Consider the following 17,793-nt stretch of genomic DNA (forward strand, 5'->3'; position numbering starts at 1 on the left):
ATATTTTTTGGAAGATAAAGTTAGGAAAGGGCAGTTAGCAATCCCGAGGAAATAAACAGATCAAGCATGGATGTGGAGTTTACTTTGGTTGTTTTGTTGAAAGCGGTAAAAATATATTTTTTGGAAGATAAAGTTAGGAAAGGGCAGTTAGCAATCCCGAGGAAATAAACAGATCAAGCATGGATGTGGAATTTACTTTTTTGCAGATAGAGTAGAAAGGTCAGTTAGCAATCCCAAAGAAACAAACAGATCAAGCATGAAGGTGGAATTTACTATTTGGAATATTTTTAGAGGAAGTAGCTAGCGATTTAAAGGAAATAAGAAGATCAATCATGAAAATTGGGCAGTTAGCAATCCCGAGGAAATAAACAGATCAAGATGGGGGAATTTACCTCCAAGGGAATGCTAACTTATCGTTCTTTCGCCTGAAATCCCGATAAGCAGCAGTCTACCTAGAGAGGCTTAAACAAATCTTAATATAATTTTGAGTTACTCATTTTCTGGAGAGATTAACTGTAATCGCTTATCCATCAGATCTTTCACTAGTGGAGTGAGAATGAGCTCCATCGCCAATGACATTTTGCCACCTGGCACGACAAGGGTATTAACCCGAGACATAAATGAGCCTTGGATCATGCGTAGGTAATAGGGGAAGTCGACATTTTTAATACCGCGAAAACGGATCACCACAAAGCTTTCATCTAGTGTTGGAATACTCTTAGCGCTAAATGGGTTTGATGTATCAACGGTTGGTACGCGTTGAAAGTTAATATGAGTGCGGGAAAACTGCGGCGTCATATGATTGATATAGTCATCCATGCTACGCACTATTGAGTCCATGACTTTTTCACGGCTATGGCCACGCTCAGAGGTGTCACGGATGATTTTTTGGATCCACTCAAGGTTGACGATTGGCACCATACCTATGAGTAGATCGACATGCTGCGCAACATCGCAATCATCGGTTGCGACCCCGCCATGCAGGCCTTCATAGTAAAGCATGTCGGTATTTTCAGGCAGCGGGTGCCATTGGGTAAAGGTACCTGGCATCTGGTTAAAAGGCACGGCTTCATCAAAGGTATGTAAGTACGCGCGAGTTTCACCTTGACCAGTATTACTGTAGTCGCTAAAACACTTTTCGAGACGATTAAAGTCATTTGCTTCAGGACCAAAGTAACTAATATTTCTATTTTCAGTTTTCTCTTTGCGGATCATTACCGCCATTTCTGGACGAGTAAAATGATGAAAACTGTCACCTTCCACAATTGCTGCATTAATGCCGAGCTGTCTAAAGATATGATTGAATGCCGTCGTAGTGGTAGTGGTGCCTGCACCTGACGAACCTGTGACGGCAATAATAGGATGTTTCGCTGACATTTTTTTACCCAAAATAAAGATAGTTAACGATCACCTGCACGTTAGCCAAAGCAGCGACTAATCATAGTGACTCAGGTAAGAATACTGTACTTAGAATCTTCAGTTATACGGCTTAGCTTAGCTAAGGTCAAACTCAGGTCAAAGTAAGCTCAAGCAAGTTCAACGGTTAAGCTTACTGGTAGTTCATGTCGTGAATGACAATATCCTCTTTACGCCTAATGCCAATTGACTCCTCTTCTTCGCTGTACTCTACGACTAAAATACCTTGTTTGAGGGCCGCTTTACATTGAACAATAGCCTTTTCCATGCTGTGCTGACCATCGCCGGAAAAGCTACCATCTTCAACTTGGCTGATAAGGTATTCTTTGATGAGGTTATAAAAGGTATCGCTAGGTAACTGCGACAAAGATTCGTAAGGAACTAACATTTTGAGGTTTCCGCTGAAGTTAAAAAATTCAATACACGCTGTTCAAGATAATATTTAGGTCGCCAAGGGCTGCCACCGTTTATAAAGCCCACATGGCCGCCATTATCGTGTAGTTCATATTGTACTTGATTAGACAATTGATTGTTGCTTGGGATGACAGCGTCAGTCATAAACGGATCGTCTTTAGCGTGTATAACTAACGTTGGCTTCGCAATCAAACTTAAATAAGGTAAGCCGCTAGCGCGGGTGTAATAGTCTTCGACATCGTTAAAGCCATGGAGTGGCGCCGTGATCTTATCGTCAAAGGCATAAAAGGTATTGAGCTGCTCAATATCTTTATGGTTAATTGGCATCACTGCTGCGAGTTCTGGTCTTGATAACTTGCCGCGCATTTTCTGTTGCAGCTGTTTAATTAGGTAGCTTTGGTAAACTTTGGAGAAGCCCTTTTCCAGTCGGTTCGCACAAGACCCGAGCTGCAGTGGAGCAGAGATTGCAACGGCCTTATCGATTAAACTTTGTTGCTGTTGCTCACCTTGATACTTAACTAAAACATTTCCACCTAAGCTATATCCTACCGCTAGCAGTGGGCTGTTTGGATGGTGTGCTTTTAAATGTTGTAAAGTGGTTTGAAGATCTTGAGTATCACCACTGTGATAACCACGAGCGAGTCTATTAAGCTCCCCTGAACAGCTGCGGTGATGATGCACAACCGCACATAAACCAATTGCCTTGCTGGCCGTCAGTATGCGACGTGCATAGTGCGACTCTGCACTGCCCTCTAAGCCATGAATAATGACCAGAATAGCTCGATGGTTTTCAGGTGTACCTTGCCAGTCTAGATCGATAAAATCACCGTCGCTCAGTTCTAATCTTTCGCGATCTAACTGTGGTCTGTCCACTTTGGTGAGTACCGGGAGAATCGTCTGAACATGGGGGTTTTTAGCCCACCAAGGGGGTGAAAAAGTTGGCTTCATAATAATTGGCTATTGCTGAAAATTAAAACGTGTGTTTAATTGTTATTGTGAGCAGAGTGTAGCATAGATTGTAATCAGACCATTTATCGACTTTGTTTCCAGCTGTAAGGCTGATAACTGGCTAAAGTGACTCGCGGAGTTATTTGTTTAGTTATTTGTTTAGTTATTTGTTTAGTTTTTCGTTTAGTGACGGGGTAAATCAGCATCTAAATGACAGCGTAAGTGAGGATATTTTAGCGCTAAAACACTCAGAATCACTCAATGATAAGCACGTAATTATAAGTACTTAATAACAATAGAGGGCGCGATGGAACGACGTACTTTTATCACGACGGCATTAGCAGGGACAGCCTGTTTAGCGCTGGGAGTTAATTATTACTCGTCGGATTATGTCCGCGTTAATAAAGAACTTGATGACAAGCATCGATTGTTATTTAGCGTGCTAGTGCCGGTGTTTTTAGATGGCGCCTTGCCTGAAGTTGCCACACTAAAGCGTGACGCGATAAATCGTACCTTAGATGCCATCGAGCACACTATTTCTATTCTTCCTCAAGAAAGCCAGGCAGAACTTGAACAACTACTTGAAATGCTCGAAGGACGCTTAGGTCTATTGATTTTGACCGGCAGTATGACTCCTTTGATGTTACGTAAACAGCCTGAGTTGATTGAGATGCTACAAAATTGGCGCACAAGCTTCATCGACATGATGGTGACAGCTTATCAAGGATTGCGAGAATTAGTGATGGCGAGTTATTACTCCAACCCAGAACATTGGAGCCGCTTACATTATGCCAAGCCAACTTTCCTTGAGGATATGAACTGATGTTATTAATCAACACGCTGGGTAAGGGGTAGCTTGTGGCCATTGAAGATCCTATTGTAACGGGCTTAGAGTCTGGCTGGGCACATATTAATGCGGCTAAGCTGACTCAAAACCAAACTTTAGAAGCTGACGTTGTGATTGTGGGGAGTGGCGCGGGCGGCGGGGTCGCAGCAGAAATTCTCACCGAGGCTGGCCTATCAGTGATTATCGTTGAAGGAGGCCCGCTTAAATCTTCGAAAGACTTTGTCATGGAAGAGCGTGTCGCCTATCCGGATCTGTATCATCAAGCGGCTGGAATGAAGACAAGCGATAAGGCTATTGGCATATTTCAGGGGCGTGCAGTAGGCGGTTCAACAACGGTTAACTGGACAACGTCTATCCGCACGCCAGAACCAGCACTTGAATATTGGGCTCAAGCCAAATCTGTGGTGGGGCTTTCTCGTCAGGAACTCGATCCATGGTTTGAGAAAATGGAGCGGCGGCTTAACATTAGTCAATGGGCCTATGATCCAAACCGTAATAACCAAGCATTAAAGCAGGGATGTGAAACGCTCGGTTGGGACTACACCGTCATAAAGCGCAATGTTAAAGGCTGTTGGAATACCGGTTACTGCGGCATGGGGTGCCCAGTCAATGCTAAACAGTCGATGTTGGTCACCACCATACCTGCGGCGCTCGATCGCGGTGCGACGTTAGTGAGTCAAGCTAAAGTGATGAAACTTGAGTATCATAATGACAAAATTTTTGCGGTAAAAGCTCAAGCGGTTGATAGCAACATGCAGCCGTTACCGGTTGAACTGATGTTTAAGGCAAAACATTATATCTTGTCGGCGGGAGCCATACATACTCCGGCCATCATGTTGCGATCTAAGTTGCCTGATCCCCATGAAATTATTGGTAAACGTACCTTCCTACATCCGACCTTATTGAGCGGGGCCGTGTTTAGCGATCCAATTAATGGCCACAGCGGTGCACCACAATCCATCTATTCAGATCAGTTTGTATGGCAAAATGGCGCGGACGGTGAACTCGGTTATAAGCTTGAAGTCCCGCCAATTCATCCAATTTTGATCGCTTCAAAAACCATTGGTTACGGCAAAAGTCACGCGGATTTAATGGAGAAGTTCAATCAACTGCAAGTGACCATCGCATTGGTTCGCGATGGTTATCATGAAAACAGCCAAGGCGGGCAGGTTAAATTGACCGAGCATGGCTTTACACTCGATTACCCGCTCACAGAAGCTTTTTGGCGTGCAGCAAGGCGAGCTTACGCGAGTATGGCAGAGCTGCAATTTGCCGCAGGTGCGCAGCAAGTACTGCCTATTAGTCAAGGCATGCCGTATCTTTCGAGCTGGAATGAGGCCAAGAAAGCCATAAAGAATATGGATCTCGCACCACTGAAAACGGTTGTCGCCTCAGCGCATGTCATGGGGGGCTGCCCAATGGGAGAAGATCCTAACATGTCGATGGTGAACAGCTTTGGTGAGTCGCACTACTTCGATAATCTATCGGTGATGGATGGTTCAATATTCCCGACGAGCTTAGGCGCGAATCCACAGCTGTCTATTTACGGTATGACCGCAAGAAACGCGACGCGGTTGGCTGAGAGATTAACAACATAACTACCATGTTATGTAAAACGGCGAGTATTACTCGCTTTTGAGTTGCAATGAGGGATAGTGAGCGCTTTTGAGGTTAAATATGCTCAGATAGTCGCTTACATTATTTGCGCCTTGGCCTGTGTCATTCGACTCTAATGGCATAGCTTGCAGTGTGTTAGAAATCATCGCCTGAGACTTACGCTCTAGCATTAACTCTACGCTTAGCATCTGTTGGTATTCCGAACTCTCAAGCTGGTTTTTACCTAGGCGTCTTAATTTTCGAAAGGGCAGTAAGAGCTTTTGTTCCCATGTAAACATCGTTTGCTGCAGCCTCTCCCAATGAGGTAACGCAAGAGTGTGCTGCTGTTTATCGAGCCAAATCGCTAATAGCAATAGATTGACGTTGAGCTGGTGGGCATCTTGTAACTGCAAACACAGGCTTTGGTGTTGCTCATAGATGGCATCGCAATCGCTCCACAAGCTGGGGGGAAGGTTATCTACTAATGTCATTAAGTTCAGTTGCCTAAATAATCGTTGAAGATTGATACCTATGGTATGACAAATAAAAAGGGAAGCAATGCTTCCCTTATACTCAATGGTATTAATTATGGTTCTTGTTAGATTTCAGTGCGAACACCTTGTTCAATACTTTCAATTTCTTCCTGGATCTCTAGCCACTCCATTTCGCTTTCCTCTAACCCTTGGGTAAGCGTGGTTCGTTCGGCTAACACTTGGGTAAGCTTAGCCTTATTATCGGCATCATAAAGGCTGGTGTCAGCTAGCATCCCTTCAAGTTCTTTTAAACGGTCGTTGGCTTTTTGCTGCTCTTTCTCCAGCTTAGTCTGCACTTTTTTAAGTGGCGACAGCTTTTGTCTAAGTTCGGCTTCTAAGCGCTTTTGCTGCTTTTTATCTTGAATCGGCGTGCTCGCGTCGCTGTCTTCCTCTTTGCCTGCGGTTTTTGCCGCATCAAGCAACCATTGATGGTAATCATCTAAGTCACCTTCAAAGCTTTTTACTTCGCCTTGGTCGACTAAGTAATAGTCGCTGCAGCTTAAGCGTAATAAGTGTCTATCGTGCGAGACGATAATCATTGCGCCCTCGAAGGTCTGTAGTGCCATGGTTAGCGCATGACGCATCTCTAAGTCTAAGTGGTTGGTCGGTTCATCGAGTAGCAATAGGTTAGGACGTTGCCAAACCAAAAGCGCTAATACTAAACGCGCCTTTTCACCACCAGAGAAAGGTCTAACTGGCGCTAAAGCCATATCACCATTAAAGCCATAGCCTCCTAAAAAGTTACGTAACTCTTGCTCTTTGGTATTTGGGGCTAGGCGCACCATATGCTGCAGTGGTGAGTCATCTAAGCTTAAAAATTCCAGCTGGTGCTGGGCAAAATAGCCGATATTTAAGCCTGGGTTTGTCTCATATTTGCCTTTCATCGGTGACAGCTCACCCGACAGTAGCTTTACCAGAGTCGACTTACCCGCACCGTTGCGACCTAATAAACCGATACGAGCACCAGGAACAAGGTTGAGATGTACCTTTTTTAGGATCTCAGTTTCACCGTAACCGATAGAGACTTGCTCCATGGTCACCAGAGGATTGGGTAGGGCTTCAGGTTCTCTAAAAGCCATGTGGAAAGGGCTATCAGCTTGTGATGGTAAGAGCTCGGCCATACGCTCAAGCGCTTTTAAGCGGCTTTGAGCCTGCTTAGCTTTACTGGCTTTATAACGGAAACGGTCAACAAAAGACTGCATATGAGCGCGCTCTTTTTGCTGACGTTCAAATGCCACTTGTTGCTGCGCCATCCGTTCTGCACGCACGCGCTCAAAGGAGGTGTAGTTACCTTTGTAATAGTTCAGCTTAGTATTTTCGACATGAACGATTTCATCGACAATGCCGTCGATAAAGTCGCGGTCGTGACTGATAAGAATAAGCGTACCTTGATAAGCTTTAATCCAGCCCTCTAGCCAGTACATGGTATCTAAGTCTAAGTGGTTGGTTGGCTCATCGAGAAGCAGTAGGTCTGAGCGGCACAATAGTGCTTGAGCTAAGTTCAAGCGCATACGCCAACCACCCGAGAAGCTCTTAACTGGATTGCGCTGCTCTTGCTCACTAAAGCCTAGGCCGGCGAGTAAGCTTGCGGCGCGAGAATGAATGGCATAACCGCCAATCGCATCAATTTTGCCATGCAAGAGCGCAATTTTATGGCCATCGTCGGCCTCTTGTGCAGCATGTAGCAGTGCTTCAAGTTCGCGGTATTCTGTATCGCCATCAATGACATATTCAATGGCTGAGACGTCAAGTGCGGGTGTTTCCTGCGCCACAGTGGCCATCTGCCAACCGCTAGGCATAGTAAACTCACCTTTATCAAGATGGATTTTGCCCAAGATAAGCGCAAGTAATGAAGATTTTCCGCTGCCGTTTGCTCCAACCAGACCGACTTTGTGGCCAGGGTAGACGGTTAATGAAGTTTCATCGAGCAAGGTTTTCGAGCCACGAACGAGTTGAGCTTGAGTGATGGTGATCATTGAGGTCGGCTTTATGTCAGAGTAACAGCAAATATTGGGGACAGATAATAGCTTAGAACCCATGGTTACTTCTATGGTGAATCCTAGAAAAGTACGGTCATGACGCAGCTTTTGTGGCAAAATGTTAGGCATATGTGTAAAGGAATTTAAATCATGACAACAACGACAACAACTAAAAAAGTGAAGAAACGTTTTGTAGCAGGTGCTAAATGCCCGAAGTGCCAAGCAAAAGAATCAATCGTGTTATTTAAAGAAAATGGTATTGAAACCGTAGAGTGTGTTGAGTGCGATTATCGTGAGCAACAAACAGAAGAAAAAGTGGCTAAAAAAGCCAGTGGTGCAGTTATTGGTGTATTTAATCCAGATTAATCGAAGTCGCTGAACCATAGATCAACCTTTTTAGATGGGAATGTGAGTATACGGTTGTGTACTGTGCTGTTTGTCACGTTGTGTGCTCTGCTGTGTTTTATTGCTGTGTTTTATTGGTGTAAACTTTGCTCATTATTTGCTAACAGGCGGGTTAGCATCGACTTAAAGTGAGTAAAGACCATGACTGTGACACGACTATTTTTGCTGGGTTTGACTTTATTGCTAACAGGTTGTGGCACCATCCAGGATTATAGAAACTCGCAGATGTTTAGTTCATTTGACGATTTTCGACCCGGCCCTGACGGTGGAAGTGACCTTATTTGGGCGCAACCTAAAATAAAAAGTGTTAGCGACCTTAATCAAATCCTTAGTCAGTACGATAGCGTCATCGTTGACCAAGCTTGGTTAGTTTTAGATGATAAAACCCGTTACGACAACTTAGATGATGAGGATGTTGTTGAGGTTTCACGTTATCTAATCAGTAAAATTAAGCAAAAAGCCAGTCAGCGTTTTAAGATCATCAACCAAACTGAACTGGAGCAAACCCTCGCTAAAGGTGAAGCGCCTAAAACACTTAGAGTCAGCGTGGCGTTAACCAATATTGAAACCCCGAATCCAATTTTAGCCGTCACTAGCAGTATTTTGCCTTTTGGGCTTGGGATCTCAAGTATTTCAAAGGTAGTGACTGGCGAGCATACCAATGTGGGTAGTGCGACGATAGAGCTTATGCTTAGCGATGCGCAAACGGGTAAGCCTATCGTGGCTGTGATTGACCGAAAAGCGGGCGGTAAAGACTTTAGCACCATGATTGACTCAACCGACGATGCTAGAGATGCGGTTGATTGGTGGGTTGATAGATTAAGCGCAACACTACGCGGCGAGGATCTGTAACTGACATTAGTTGTTTGCACTATCTATGCACTCTTGGCAAATTTGATGCGGCAATCATCCTCGATACGACTAATATTAAGCTGGCAAACATAGCCAGCTTTTTTGTGGCTAGGATTCTGTTGTTAGGAGCTTGCTCATTTACATCAGGGCTATTGCGGCCGAGTTAATAGAGGCACCAAGTTAACCAAACTCGGCGCTAAAGGCCGTAAAAGGCTGCGATAGCGATATATTTATTAGTTATCCTATATTCGACATGCTGCAACTAAAAGAATAACTGCTACAATAGCGCGCTATAATTTATAGCGATAGCAAACGACAACTTTTGCTCCTGATGGTTTGGAGCCTTGTCACCATGATTTTATCACTGCCAAGCGCGATTTGATGAACCTGATTAAGGTATCGAGTCCTAGAGGGTAAACGGCCCTAAACAGCAGTGAATACTTAGGAAAGATACTTTGACTCAATCAGTCCCAAACACCGATGGCCAAGCGCCATTCTCAAGCCTTAACCTTAAGGTTGAATTACTCGATAACCTAAAAACGATGGGTTATGAGTCGATGACACCGATTCAGGCGCAAAGCTTACCTGCCATTCTTAATGGCGAAGATGTCATTGGCCAAGGTAAGACTGGCTCGGGTAAGACGGCAGCGTTCGGTTTGGGCTTACTGCACAAATTAGACGTTAAACGTTTTCGCATTCAAGCACTGGTTTTATGCCCAACTCGTGAACTTGCTGACCAAGTAGCAAAAGAGATCCGTACACTTGCTCGTGGTATCCATAACATTAAAGTACTGACCCTTTGTGGCGGTGTACCAATGGGGCCACAAATTGGCTCATTAGAACATGGCGCGCACATTATTGTTGGTACGCCAGGCCGTATTATCGATCACTTAGATCGCGGCCGCTTAGATCTAGACAATGTACATACTTTAGTGCTCGATGAAGCTGACCGTATGTTAGAGATGGGCTTTCAGGTTGAGCTTGAAGGCATCATGGAGCGTATGCCGATAGAGCGCCAGACGCTACTGTTTAGTGCGACATTCCCTGAGCAGATCCAGTCTATTGCAGATAAGATCATGTTCAAACCCGTATTGGTTAAAGTGGCTTCGACTCATGCAACAAGCACCATAGAACAACACTTCTATGAGGTTGGTAATAACAACGACCGCATGCGAGCGTTGAAGTTATTGCTGCTGCAATACCGCCCTGAAAGTGCTGTGGTGTTTTGTAATACCAAGCGTGAAACCAAAGATGTTGCTGCGCAATTGAAGAATGACGGCTTTAGCGTTGTTGCTCTACACGGTGATTTAGAGCAAAGAGATAGAGACCAAACCTTATTGCAGTTTGCCAATAAGAGTGTGTCTATCATGGTGGCAACCGATGTTGCGGCGCGTGGCCTTGATATCGACGCATTGGACGCTGTGATTAACTATCACGTGGCTTACGACACTGAAGTACATATTCACCGTATTGGTCGTACAGGCCGTGCGGGCAGTAAAGGTTCGGCGCACACATTTTACAATGATGAAGATGGCTACAAGATTGCATTGCTCGAAGATTATCTTGAGCGTGATATCGTTAATGAAGCGCTGCCATCAGAGCACTTGTTAGATACCTTCCCGGTACAACCTGTGATGATCACCTTGCAAATCGATGGTGGTAAAAAGCAGAAATTGCGTCCTGGTGATATTCTTGGTGCATTAACGGGCGAGGATGGTATTGAGGGCTTTGAAGTCGGTAAAATCAAAATTACCGATATGCGCGCTTACGTGGCGGTTAACCGCAAAGTGGCTAAAAAAGCCCTGCATAAAATTACGAACGGTAAGCTAAAAGGCCGTTCATACCGTGCATGGGAAATGCGTTAAGCGCATTTGGGTGTGGCTTTAGGTATAAAAAAGCAGCGCTTAGGCGCTGCTTTTTTGTGCCTGGAGCACTTATGCCAAGACCCATGGATGGGTAGTCTTGGTATTTGTGCCTGGAGCACTTATGCCAAGGGCGCTAATGCCAAGGGCGCTAATACGAACACCGATGGGTAGTCTTGGTATTTGTGCCTGGAGCACTTATGCCAAGGGCGCTAATACGAACACCTATGGGTAGTCTTGGTATTTGTGCCTGGAGCACTTATGCCAAAGGCGCTAATGCCAAGACCCACGGATGGAGAGTCTTGGTCATTGTATCTGTTGCTGGCCAGTTTAAATATTAGCTATTTTGGCTTGGCTTATTAGCACTTCTATTTGAATGAGAACGACGCTGACCCGATGGCTTGCTTTGGCTGCGCTCTGGGCCGCCATTGCTTGGATTACCATTAGCAGAGCTGCCAGCGTTAGGGCGACGCTGACGTCTAGGTTTGTTTTCGGTTGGCTGGTGGCCACGTGCCATTTCGCCGCTGCGTTGACCATCTTTATGCTCAACCTTCACACCTTCGCTGCTTTGCGCATTGCCTTGACGACGTGGGTTTGGTGATTTATTGCTAGCACCGCCCGAGTTAGCGCCTTTATGTGGGCTGCGAGAACGTTCGTTACCTCGGCCTTGACCACCATTACGTGGGCCTTTGTTTTGCCCATGTGATTTACCCGTTAAGTCTGTTTCTGGCAAGCCATGAGTGGGTTCAAAACCTTCAACAGGGCGTCGCTCTAAGTTCTGTTTGATCAGTAACTCAATGTCACGTAGCAGCTTAATCTCTTCGCTGCTAACGAGCGATACAGCATGGCCAGAAGCGCCAGCACGACCTGTTCGGCCAATACGATGCACATAATCTTCTGGCACATTTGGTAAGTCAAAGTTCACCACTTGCGGCAGTTGGTCAATATCAAGGCCACGTGCAGCGATGTCGGTGGCCACAAGCACTCGCACAGCGCCACTCTTAAAGTCAGCCAAAGCTTTGGTTCTTGCGCCTTGGCTCTTATTACCATGAATAGCAGCAGCAGTAATATCTTTTGCTTCAAGATTCTTGGCAAGACGGTTTGCACCGTGCTTAGTACGACTAAATACCAATACTTGTTGCCAATTGTTCTGCTTAACTAGCTGGACTAAAACAGCGGCTTTTTGACCCTGATCGACTGGGCAAATCCACTGCTGTACCGTGTTAGCGGTCGCGTTACGTGGGGTAACCGAGATCTCTACAGGATTGTTCACTAAGCCTTTAGCGAGTTGACGAATTTCATCAGAGAAAGTGGCTGAGAACATCAAGTTTTGACGCTTAGCCGGCAGAATCGCCAGGATCTTTTTGATGTCGTGAATAAAGCCCATGTCTAACATGCGATCGGCTTCATCAAGTACCAATACTTCGAGCTGGCTAAAGCTCACTGCACGTTGATTATATAAGTCGAGTAAACGCCCTGGTGTCGCAACCAGAATATCAACGCCGCGGTTAAGTTTAGAAATTTGTGGGCCAATGCCAACACCGCCAAATATTACCGCAGATTTCAGAGGTAAAAATTGGCCATAGACTTCAACACTTTCACCAATCTGAGCGGCTAGCTCACGAGTGGGTGTTAATACCAATGCGCGTACTTGTTTTGCTGGTGCCTTAGTGCCTTTTGAAAGTAACTCTAGCAATGGCAGGGTAAAGCCTGCTGTTTTACCTGTACCGGTCTGCGCAGCGGCCATCACGTCTTTACCTTCAAGTACGGCTGGAATTGCTTGTGCCTGAATAGGTGAAGGAGTGTCATAACCTTTGTTGGCAACGGCTTTCAAAATTTGGGCTGATAAGCCCAGTGAGGCAAAACTCATAGATAGGTCTCATTTCGGCTGCGAAATAGGCGTTAAAGTACGACTGGCAGCGGTTTTAGGGGGCCTGCGGATGCTGGCGGCCGTGCAGCTTACAGGATCTGCTTAAAAAGCGCTAATTATTAAGCAATCACTGACCAAATAACCACGTTATAAAGAGTATGGCACTAAATTGATTCTAGGCTGGAGATATTGGGCTGGATTGATAACTGTTACGCACTGAAATGGGCTAATTTTGAAAAAAAACGTCGATTGTGTGATTTTTGGGCAATTAAAAGATGTTGTATCAGCGCTGCATGTGTTAATCTCGCGCCCCTGAAAGTTCATCTACCGATTTTTACCAGTAAATTCTAGGTAACTATTTTACCTAATTCGGCGGTTTGTCATGCTGCAGCCTATCGTGAGTTATCATAAAGATGATGAAGATCATTGGGTTGCCAATTTGTCTTGCGGTCATACTCAGCATGTTCGTCATCGTCCTCCATGGGAGCGGCGAGATTGGGTGACAGATCAAGAGGGTAGAAATGCCATGATTGGTTATAAGCTTAATTGTAAGCTGTGTGAATTAGAGTCGGGAATGAAGTAAAGCGTATTGCAGTGTAAGGTGAACATTGGCAGTGCGGTTTAGAAACAGAATTATGAACGTGAGAGTGATGCTTAGGTTGTTGTTCTTGCGTATTGATTGAGCTCACCAATATCGTTGGCGAATTGATCTATATTTAATAGGTTTATTCGGCCCAACAGTGTGTTTGGCTCAAGTATTAGAATTATTGTTAGGATAAAAAGTAACATGACACAAACTAAGAAGTATGATTTTCGCATAGTAGCAGATGGCGCAACGTGGACTGGCCAAATCACTCGTCGTCAAACAGCGAGAAAGATCGTTGTTTCTAAGAGTAAGAAAGGTTTTGCTACAGAAGCTGAAGCGCAAGCTTGGGGTGAGACTGAGCTTAAGTCATTCTTAGAAAACTTAGTCAAGCGTAACGAGCGTAAGGCTAAGGCACGTGATGAGCGTAACGAAGCTGCTGATGCAAAAGAGCAAGCTGCAGAAGTATGGCGCAGTGCACGTGAAGCTGCTGCGCCTAAAAGTGATTATGATGACGATAACTCAGATTACGAGTCTGACGCAGAGCGTTAATCTCCTATCGATAACGATGTTAATCGTTAATTGATTTAGCTCGTTCTAAATCAACCTTTAAACCGCAATGAGCCTAGCTTAGTGCGGTTTTTTTGTATTTAAATCGCAATTTATATCTATCGTCTTCTGCTTGGTTTATTGATCTAGCTCAATTTTTGTGAGTCCGATAACATTTACAGCATAGATGTTTTATTCTGCGATTAATGCCTGCGATACTCAGGCAATATTGAGATGCATTCTCGTTTTTTGCTCAAGGGTGATTGAACTTAGGCGATACGTTAAAGTCTTTAATAACGTGCTTATGTTGGGTTTGCCACAGTAAAGAGCAAAGCATCCACTCATCCCCAAGTTGTCTTTAGTCTGGAATCACATGGATAAAACAGTAGAGAAAAAGCTTACTAAATGGCTAAAGTTACAGAAAAAAGCCTGTGGATTTTACTTAAATTTGTCAGTTTTTTTTGGTGTGTTAACCGGGCTAAGCTTGATGTGTCAGGCGTGGCTTATTGCGACGGTTCTTCAAGGGATCATTATTGATGAGCTGCCCAAGTCCGATTTTATCGACCATTTTTTGGCTCTGTTACTGCTGACGGTTGTGCGTGGGGTGCTTGCCTTTGCCCGCGAGCGTGCCAGTTTTCAGGCTGGCGCTAGGTTAAGAATACAGATGCGCGCAGCAGTGCTTGATAAGTTAGCGCTACTCGGGCCTGCCTTTATTAAAGGTAAACCCGCGGGAAGCTGGGCTAGCATAGTGCTTGAGCAAGTCGAAGATCTACAAGATTTCTACGCACGTTATCTGCCACAAGTGGTGTTGGCCGGTTTCATTCCACTAATCATCCTCGTGGCGGTATTCCCTATTAACTGGGCCGCTGGTCTGATTTTATTGGCCACCGCGCCGCTTATTCCTATGTTTATGATTTTAGTCGGCATGGGCGCTGCAGATGCGAATCGCAAAAATTTTAGCGCGTTAGCACGTTTAAGCGGCCATTTTATGGACCGATTAAAAGGTTTGTCGACGCTCAAGTTATTTAACCAAGGTGAGAAAGAAGCAAGAGTGATCCGCAAGGCGTCGGAAGAGTTTCGTGAACGCACTATGGCTGTGCTGCGAATGGCATTTTTAAGCTCAGCGGTACTGGAGTTTTTTGCGGCAGTATCTATTGCAGTAATGGCGGTTTACTTTGGTTTTAGCTATTTAGGTCATTTGAACTTTGGTCATTATGGCGTTTCAATCAGTTTGTTTACCGGTTTATTTGTGTTGATCTTGGCGCCTGAGTTTTACCAGCCACTAAGAGATATGGGCACTCATTATCACGCTAAAGCACAGGCTATCGGTGCGGCAGAAGAGTTGATGACATTGCTCGACCACCCAACCGAGCAGTTTGGTGGTAATAAGCCAGTTGACGACAAGATAGAGATTGAAGCTAAAGATTTATCTGTTTATAGCCTAGATGGCAGTTTGTTACTCGGGCCTGTTAGGTTCCAGATCAAAGCTAACGAGCATGTGGCCATCGTGGGCCCGAGCGGCGCTGGCAAAACCAGTTTACTCAATGCCTTGCTCGGTTTTCTACCCTATCAAGGGGAGCTGCGGATCTCTGGTACACAGTTAAGTGAGTTAGCCCTGGAGGATTGGCGCAAGCAGTTGGCATGGCTCGGGCAAGAGCCGCAGCTGTTTCATGGCAGTTTGCGTGACAATGTCGCCATGGGTCGTGAGTTATCTGATGAGGCTATTTATAGCTTGTTAGCAAAGGCGCAGATCCTCGGTTTTGTCGAGCAGCAACCGCTAGGGTTAGCGTATCCAATCCAGGAACAAACGGCGGGATTATCGGTGGGGCAGGCGCAGCGAATAGCCCTTGCTCGTGCACTGGGTCAGCAAGCTAAGCTGTATATCCTCGATGAGCCAACGGCCAGTTTAGATAGCTTAAGTGAGCAAGCGGTACAATCTACACTGACCCAAGCTATGCAAGGCGTGGCATGTGTGATGGTCACTCATAGACTCGAGAACTTGAGTGCGATGGATAACATTTTGGTGATAGATAACGGCTTAATAGTCCAGCAAGGTAATTATACTGAGCTTGCCACTCAGGCCGGCACGTTTAAACAGATGCTTGATGAAGCCAGTAGCGTGAGCGAGTTTGATGCTGCAGCGCTAGTGAATAATATGTCAGAGGGAGCCAAGTCATGAGAGCACTCTTTCCCTATATCAAGCGTTTTAAAAGCCAATGGTTCATGATGTTTATTGGACTATTTTTAAGTGTGACAACCTTAATGGCTGGTATTGGATTATTGTCGTTATCGGGTTGGTTTTTATCTGCGGCGGCAGTTGCCGGATTAACAGTGCTAACGGCGCAGATGTTTAACTACTTTACTCCAGCTGGTGGAGTGCGCTTTTTATCGATTGTGCGCACAGCAAGCCGTTATGGTGAGCGCCTAGCAACACACGAAGCCACCTTTAGCTTACTTACCGACTTACGCTGCTGGGTATGGAATAAGTTACTCCCGCTGAGCGCCAAGAACCTACAGGGCGTGCGCCAAGGCGATCTGCTTAATCGCTTGGTTGCTGATATCGATACCTTAGATCACTTGTATCTTAGGTTAATCACACCGTTAGCGGCATCACTGTTGATGATGCTGGCGTTGTACTTTTTCGTGGGCCACTTTGATCCTGAGCTTGCCCGCACTTTATGTGGCGTGTTGCTCGCTGTTTGGTTATTGCTGCCAACGACCTTTTATTTTCTTGGGCGTAAGCCAGGCATTGCCCAGCTAGAAACCAAGCGAGTACTACGAGTACAGTTACTGGAGTACTTACAAGGTCAGGCTGAACTGACTCTATTTGGCGCGCAGAAGGCTTATAGAGACAGGCTTAATCAAGCGCAAAGCATGATGATCAATAGCCAAAATGCGATGAATCGAGTCACGGCATTAAGCCAAGCCTGTTTGATTTTGTGCCACGGTTTTGCGGTGTTATTGATGCTGTACTTAGCCGCGTCGGGTGTAGGCAGTGCGGTACCGCCGGGCCCAAGGCTTGCCATGGTGGTATTTTTAACCATGGCAACCATTGAGATGATGATGCCGCTCGCTGGCGCTTTCCAGCATTTATCAGCTTGTAGCTCTGCAGCAACAAGGTTAAATGAGGTGGTTGAACAAACGCCAAGCGTCACATTTACATCAAGCCAAACGGCAGAAATATCAGCTGGAAATATCGAGTTTAACGACATTGAGTTTGGCTACCTTGATGAGCAAACTGTACTAAAGGGATTAAACCTCAAGATCCCAGCGGGTCAAAAGGTGGCGCTTCTTGGGCAAACGGGCTGTGGAAAATCGAGCCTATTATCATTACTGACTCGAGAATGGTTACCTAATAAAGGCCAAGTCTGTATTGATGGCCTTGATGCGAGTGAGTATACCGAGCAGCAATTACGGCAATCTATGTCAGTGGTCAGTCAGCGCATTTATCTCTTCAGTGGCAGCCTGCGTGACAACTTAGCCATAGCGATCCCTGGCGCGACCCGTAAAGATGATGACAAGTTGATTGCTGTACTGAAAAAGGTGGGTTTGCAGAGTTTATTACAAGCTGAAAAGCCTTTAGATGTTTGGTTCGGGGAGGGCGGACGTCAATTATCGGGTGGTGAACAGCGCCGCATTGGTGTGGCAAGAGCCTTATTACGCGATGCACCAATCTTACTGTTAGATGAGCCAACAGAGGGCCTGGATAAGCGTACCGAGCGTGAAATCCTCCGCTTGTTGTTCGAGTTTGCCGAAGGTAAAACCATGTTGATGATTAGCCACCGCCTTACTGCGATGAATAAGATGGATGCGATTCATTTAATGGATCAGGGGGCAATTCGCATGAGTGGTGTTCATAGTGAACTGCTTGAGAGTGATGCTTACTACGCTAGCCTGTTTAAGCGCTTAGGTTAATTGGTAGCGAAAAATAGCTAAGTA

15 protein-coding genes are annotated in these 17,793 nt (G+C 45.4%); 9 read left to right on the forward strand and 6 right to left on the reverse strand.

Annotation, left to right across the window (positions count from 1 at the left end):
• Positions 1-489: 489 nt before the first annotated feature.
• From ACVBJC_RS02840 to ACVBJC_RS02850, 3 genes are all read right to left on the reverse strand, one after another.
• Complete coding sequence (locus tag ACVBJC_RS02840) at positions 490-1,377, reverse strand: phosphoribulokinase (RefSeq protein ID WP_447159367.1); 888 nt, start codon at positions 1,375-1,377, stop codon at positions 490-492.
• A gap of 172 nt (positions 1,378-1,549) precedes the next feature.
• The gene (locus ACVBJC_RS02845; protein WP_447159368.1) at positions 1,550-1,804 is read right to left on the reverse strand and encodes a YheU family protein; all 255 of its coding nucleotides are present in this window, start codon (positions 1,802-1,804) and stop codon (positions 1,550-1,552) included.
• The gene (locus ACVBJC_RS02850; protein ID WP_447159369.1) at positions 1,798-2,778 is read right to left on the reverse strand and encodes a hydrolase; all 981 of its coding nucleotides are present in this window, start codon (positions 2,776-2,778) and stop codon (positions 1,798-1,800) included. The genes ACVBJC_RS02845 and ACVBJC_RS02850 overlap by 7 nt, the downstream gene beginning before the upstream one ends.
• A gap of 307 nt (positions 2,779-3,085) precedes the next feature.
• On the opposite strand from ACVBJC_RS02850, the gene ACVBJC_RS02855 reads away from it, so the two are divergent.
• Positions 3,086-3,601 (forward strand): TAT leader-containing periplasmic protein, encoded by a 516-nt coding sequence (locus ACVBJC_RS02855; protein WP_447159370.1) that lies wholly within the window; start codon positions 3,086-3,088, stop codon positions 3,599-3,601.
• Between the two features lie 35 nt (positions 3,602-3,636).
• Positions 3,637-5,223 carry a GMC family oxidoreductase N-terminal domain-containing protein gene (locus ACVBJC_RS02860; protein ID WP_447159371.1) on the forward strand — a complete coding sequence of 529 codons (1,587 nt, stop codon included), beginning with the start codon at positions 3,637-3,639 and terminating at the stop codon, positions 5,221-5,223.
• A 27-nt stretch (positions 5,224-5,250) separates the two neighbouring features.
• Here the strand turns inward: ACVBJC_RS02860 and ACVBJC_RS02865 are convergent, their stop codons facing one another.
• Positions 5,251-5,712, reverse strand: a complete 462-nt coding sequence (locus ACVBJC_RS02865) for a TIGR02444 family protein (protein WP_447159372.1) — start codon at positions 5,710-5,712, stop codon at positions 5,251-5,253.
• Between the two features lie 107 nt (positions 5,713-5,819).
• Positions 5,820-7,730, reverse strand: a complete 1,911-nt coding sequence (locus ACVBJC_RS02870; protein ID WP_447159575.1) for an ABC transporter ATP-binding protein — start codon at positions 7,728-7,730, stop codon at positions 5,820-5,822.
• Positions 7,731-7,883: 153 nt separating this feature from the next.
• Between ACVBJC_RS02870 and ACVBJC_RS02875 the strand changes: the two genes are divergently transcribed.
• The 3 genes from ACVBJC_RS02875 to dbpA all read left to right on the forward strand — a co-directional run bounded on the left by ACVBJC_RS02875 (position 7,884) and on the right by dbpA (position 10,855).
• Positions 7,884-8,099, forward strand: coding sequence for a YheV family putative zinc ribbon protein (locus ACVBJC_RS02875; RefSeq protein WP_447159373.1), 216 nt, complete (start codon positions 7,884-7,886; stop codon positions 8,097-8,099).
• 180 nt (positions 8,100-8,279) lie between these two features.
• Complete coding sequence (locus ACVBJC_RS02880) at positions 8,280-8,990, forward strand: DUF3313 domain-containing protein (RefSeq protein WP_447159374.1); 711 nt, start codon at positions 8,280-8,282, stop codon at positions 8,988-8,990.
• Positions 8,991-9,445: 455 nt separating this feature from the next.
• A complete protein-coding gene (gene dbpA / locus ACVBJC_RS02885) occupies positions 9,446-10,855 on the forward strand; it encodes an ATP-dependent RNA helicase DbpA (RefSeq protein WP_447159375.1) in 1,410 nt (469 codons plus the stop codon).
• A gap of 334 nt (positions 10,856-11,189) precedes the next feature.
• Here dbpA and ACVBJC_RS02890 read toward each other — a convergent pair whose 3' ends face one another.
• Positions 11,190-12,722 carry a DEAD/DEAH box helicase gene (locus ACVBJC_RS02890; protein WP_447159376.1) on the reverse strand — a complete coding sequence of 511 codons (1,533 nt, stop codon included), beginning with the start codon at positions 12,720-12,722 and terminating at the stop codon, positions 11,190-11,192.
• Between the two features lie 382 nt (positions 12,723-13,104).
• Here ACVBJC_RS02890 and ACVBJC_RS02895 point away from each other — a divergent pair, with 382 nt between their 5' ends.
• From ACVBJC_RS02895 to cydC, 4 genes are all read left to right on the forward strand, one after another.
• Positions 13,105-13,305 (forward strand): DUF3565 domain-containing protein, encoded by a 201-nt coding sequence (locus tag ACVBJC_RS02895; RefSeq protein ID WP_447159377.1) that lies wholly within the window; start codon positions 13,105-13,107, stop codon positions 13,303-13,305.
• Positions 13,306-13,509: 204 nt separating this feature from the next.
• Positions 13,510-13,857, forward strand: a complete 348-nt coding sequence (locus tag ACVBJC_RS02900; RefSeq protein ID WP_447159378.1) for a DUF3622 domain-containing protein — start codon at positions 13,510-13,512, stop codon at positions 13,855-13,857.
• Positions 13,858-14,227: 370 nt separating this feature from the next.
• Positions 14,228-16,033 carry a heme ABC transporter permease/ATP-binding protein CydD gene (gene cydD, locus ACVBJC_RS02905; RefSeq protein ID WP_447159379.1) on the forward strand — a complete coding sequence of 602 codons (1,806 nt, stop codon included), beginning with the start codon at positions 14,228-14,230 and terminating at the stop codon, positions 16,031-16,033.
• On the forward strand, positions 16,030-17,769 hold the full coding sequence (cydC, locus tag ACVBJC_RS02910) for a heme ABC transporter ATP-binding protein/permease CydC (protein WP_447159380.1): 1,740 nt from the start codon (positions 16,030-16,032) through the stop codon (positions 17,767-17,769). The genes cydD and cydC overlap by 4 nt, the downstream gene beginning before the upstream one ends.
• The last annotated feature ends 24 nt before the right edge of the window (positions 17,770-17,793 follow it).

The sequence above is a fragment of the Shewanella sp. 0m-6 genome, assembly GCF_052977325.1.